The sequence below is a fragment of the uncultured Caballeronia sp. genome (genome assembly GCF_964243625.1).
Taxonomy (GTDB): Bacteria; Pseudomonadota; Gammaproteobacteria; order Burkholderiales; family Burkholderiaceae; genus Caballeronia.
The window spans coordinates 1-3,398 of sequence record NZ_CAXTGZ010000434.1 but is presented as its reverse complement, the minus strand read 5'-3'; the positions used below and the strand labels follow the sequence as shown (position 1 = coordinate 3,398).

Annotated in this window: 4 protein-coding genes and 1 pseudogene (1 of these 5 running past the window's edge); 2 read left to right on the top strand and 3 right to left on the bottom strand. The window is 60.7% G+C overall.

Features of this window, described 5'->3' with window-relative positions; translation table 11 throughout:
• Positions 1-779, top strand: a pseudogene (locus ACFFAR_RS23910) (MFS transporter) (it extends 447 nt beyond the left edge of the window).
• Here ACFFAR_RS23910 and ACFFAR_RS23905 read toward each other — a convergent pair.
• Positions 780-1,445 (bottom strand): TetR/AcrR family transcriptional regulator, encoded by a 666-nt coding sequence (locus ACFFAR_RS23905; RefSeq protein WP_062001985.1) that lies wholly within the window; start codon positions 1,443-1,445, stop codon positions 780-782.
• A 113-nt stretch (positions 1,446-1,558) separates the two neighbouring features.
• Here ACFFAR_RS23905 and ACFFAR_RS23900 point away from each other — a divergent pair, with 113 nt between their 5' ends.
• A complete protein-coding gene (locus tag ACFFAR_RS23900; RefSeq protein ID WP_174365116.1) occupies positions 1,559-2,791 on the top strand; it encodes an MFS transporter in 1,233 nt (410 codons plus the stop codon).
• A 13-nt stretch (positions 2,792-2,804) separates the two neighbouring features.
• Here the strand turns inward: ACFFAR_RS23900 and ACFFAR_RS23895 are convergent, their stop codons facing one another.
• Both ACFFAR_RS23895 and ACFFAR_RS23890 read right to left on the bottom strand, forming a co-directional pair.
• The gene (locus ACFFAR_RS23895; protein WP_375508583.1) at positions 2,805-3,182 is read right to left on the bottom strand and encodes a hypothetical protein; all 378 of its coding nucleotides are present in this window, start codon (positions 3,180-3,182) and stop codon (positions 2,805-2,807) included.
• A gap of 22 nt (positions 3,183-3,204) precedes the next feature.
• Positions 3,205-3,398, bottom strand: a 194-nt coding sequence (locus tag ACFFAR_RS23890) for a hypothetical protein (protein WP_375508582.1), incomplete at its 5' end; no start/stop codon positions are given.

Sequence of the window (3,398 nt, the reverse complement as noted above, 5' to 3'; positions counted from 1 at the left end):
GCAGCCTGCAAGCACAGGTGGCTCTTCCTGTCAAGATGGCCGGCCCTGTGATGGTGAGCATCATTGGGGAGTGGCATGCAACGCGATTCATCGTATGCGGCGCGGTATTTATGTTCGCGCTGCCAGCCCTTGCGCTGGTGCGTGCAGGACCGCCTGCGCATGGATCGGGCGGCGGATCTGATGTGACCGGAAACAGCCACGATACATGGCGCCATGTCATGCCGCTGATGCCCGCCATCCTGATCGGCACGGCGTTCTTCGCGCTCTTCGATACCCTTGCCCTTTCTCTCATGCCCCTGTTCGCGATGTCAAAGGGTGTTCCCGAAAATCTGGCACTGCTGTTCGGATCGGCGGTGCTGCTGGGCGATACGCTGATGCAGTTCCCCATCGGCTGGCTGGCGGATCGTGTCGGCCGCGTGCGCGTGCATTTGGGCGCTTCGCTGGTCGTGATCGGGCTGTTGCCGTTGCTGCTTTGGGCGGTATCGAATCCGTGGTTGTGCTGGCCGCTTTTGTTTGTCATTGGGGCGGCGGCCGGGAGCATCTATACGCTGTCGCTCGTGGCTTGCGGCGAACGCTTTCGTGGTGCGGCGCTCGTGTCGGCAAGCTCGCTTGTGGGCGCGTCGTGGAGTGTTGCGAGCTTCGGTGGTCCGATCATCACCGGCGCGCTGATGCACGCCATTGCGCCCGCGGCGTTGATTGTCGTGCTGCTCGTGTGTGCGATCGCATTCCTCCTTGCGATCCTTTGGGAACAGCATGCAGGCAATGCATTGACATTGTGATCAGGAGAAAACCGCGGCTTGCCGGTCACGCCCTGCTTTCGCCGCTTTTTTCTTTGTTGATACTCCAGCCAGCGCATCCCACAGGCCCATCATCTGATCGATGGCCCGGTCGAGTTCGTCGAAGGTCGCGCCATCTCGCGCCTTGATGGTCATGCCCAGATAGAAAGAATCGAGCATGGCCGCTAGTGCAACTGCGTCCGTGGCCTTGGGAAGTTCCTTGTTGCGAATGGCGCGTTGCACGCAACCGAGCATGGCGCTCGAATTGAGCCTGCGTTCATCCGCCAGCGCGTCATGCAAGTCCTGACTCTCTTCCGTGCACGTTGCTGTAGCCAGTACAAGCAGGCAACCCGATGGATGAGACGCGTCCGTCTGCATTTTCGCCGAGCGCCGCAACGTCAACTCGATAGCTTTCCTGGGTGCCAAAGAAGCATCCCGCAGACTTGCGGAAACCTGCCCGAATGACGCCAGGTAACGCGCCAATACCTCACGGAACAACAGTTCTTTTGACCCGAACGCCGCATAAAAACTGGGTGCGGAAATGTCGCCCATGGCCGACTTGAGGCTCGACAACGAAGTGGCCTCGTAGCCATGCGTCCAGAAAAGCGTCATTGCCTGCTGAATCGCAGTGTCCTTGTCAAACGTACGCGGCCGCCCGGTTCTAGCCATTCATCCCTCCTTCAATGATTTTTATACTAATCGATACATTAGTCGTTGACAAGGGGGGTCGAAGACGGATAACTTATATATCGATCGATACATAACTTATGAACCAGGGTCCCATGAGCAATGACACAGCAACACGAGTGCCCGAATACGACGCGGGCCTGTCGAAGCCTTTTCCGTTGATCGGCCTGCTCGCGCTGGCAATGACCGGCTTCATCTGCATCAATACGGAGACGTTGCCGGCCGGCCTGCTGCCCCAGATCGGCGAGGGCATGGGCATATCGCAATCGCTCGCGGGACAGATGGTGACGGCCTATGCGGTAGGTTCGCTGCTTGCAGCGATACCGCTGACCATTGCCACGCGCGCATGGCGTCGCCGTACCGTCCTGTTGATGACGATCGCAGGTTTTTTCATCTTCAACTCGATCACCGCGCTGTCGTCGAATTACGCGCTGACCTTGGTCGCGCGCTTTTTTGCGGGCGCCTCCGCCGGACTCGCATGGAGCCTGCTGGCCGGTTACGCGCGGCGCATGGTACCGGCCGCACAGCAAGGACGCGCGCTCGCAGTGGCAATGGTCGGTACACCCATCGCACTGTCGCTCGGTGTGCCGCTCGGTACCTGGCTCGGAACGCTGGTCGGATGGCGCGCGGCGTTCGGCGTCATGTCGTTTCTGACATTGATCCTGGTCGCGTGGGTATGCTCCAGCGTGCCCGACTTTCCAGGTCAATCCGGCACGCGACAAAAACCGTTGCGCGAGGTACTCACCACGCCGGGCGTGCGCCCAGTATTGGGTGTTGTGCTGGCGTGGATGCTGGCGCACAACATCCTGTACACCTATGTCGCGCCCTTCGTGGCGGTCGCGGGTCTGGGCAAACAGGTCGACATCGTCTTGCTGCTGTTCGGCGCGGCGGCGCTCGCGGGAATCTGGATCACGGGACGTCTGGTCGATGGAAAACTTCGCGCCGCCGTCCTTGCAAGCCTCGGCGCGTTCGCGCTGACCACTGTTGCCTTCGGCCTGGCGGGTACGTCGGCGAGCGTGGTGTGCGCCGGCATGGTGGCGTGGGGTTTGACATTCGGAGGCGCCGCCACGCTGCTTCAAACCGCGCTTGCGGACTCGGCGGGCGACGGCGCGGACGTTGCGCTTTCAATGAACGTGGTGGTCTGGAACAGCGCCATTGCGGGAGGCGGCATGCTGGGCGGCGTGCTCCTCACAGCGTGGGGGGTCAGGGCATTTCCGTGGGCAATGCTCGCCCTGATCATGATCGGCCTTTCGACCGCCTGGGCGGCGCGCTCACATGGCTTCCCGGCGGGACACCGCTCATCGAACGCACGGGTCGGCGGTCACTGACGAATGCGGGCTGCTACGACACATCGAATGCAGCGGCCACGCCTTCCATTTTCAGCGCTTGCTCCTTCAACGATGCGCTCGCAGCAGCCGCTTCCTCCACCAGCGCCGCGTTCTGCTGCGTCACACGATCGAGTTGCGCGATCGCCACGTTGATCTGTTCGATGCCATCGCCCCGTTGTGCCGAAACGCCGGCGATTTCGTTGATGATGACATCCACGCCGCTGATGGAAGCAATGTCGCTCTGGATCGCGGCATCGGCTTCACGAAAGAGCGGCACGCACTTGGTGCATTGAAGATTGAGCAATCGAGGGGCGGATGCTGTGCTGGACGCATTTCCGCTATCCATGGAAAACGCGAGGCCCGAGATGTCGGAAGCCTCGCGTTCTCTCATGCACTTGATTACTACTTGCCGCTTACTTGATCAAACTCAGATAGTTGCCGCTCGGGTAAGCAGTGTTCAACCACGTCGACAAACGATTCACCTGGGTCTTGTCGATCCCGTCAGCCTGCATCTGCGGGATCTGGTTCCACGTCCACGTCGGGAAGTTCTCAACGGTTCCGCCCGACACCGTCCCGTGAACATAGTCGATCGCGCACAGGCTTCGCA

What these genes read in the sequence shown, in the direction of transcription:
- ACFFAR_RS23905 (WP_062001985.1), bottom strand. Translation starts at nt 1,445, where the DNA reads ATGGCTAGAACCGGGCGGCCGCGTACGTTTGACAAGGACACTGCGATT.
- ACFFAR_RS23900 (WP_174365116.1), top strand. Translation starts at nt 1,559, where the DNA reads ATGAGCAATGACACAGCAACACGAGTGCCCGAATACGACGCGGGCCTG.
- ACFFAR_RS23895 (WP_375508583.1), bottom strand. Translation starts at nt 3,182, where the DNA reads ATGAGAGAACGCGAGGCTTCCGACATCTCGGGCCTCGCGTTTTCCATG.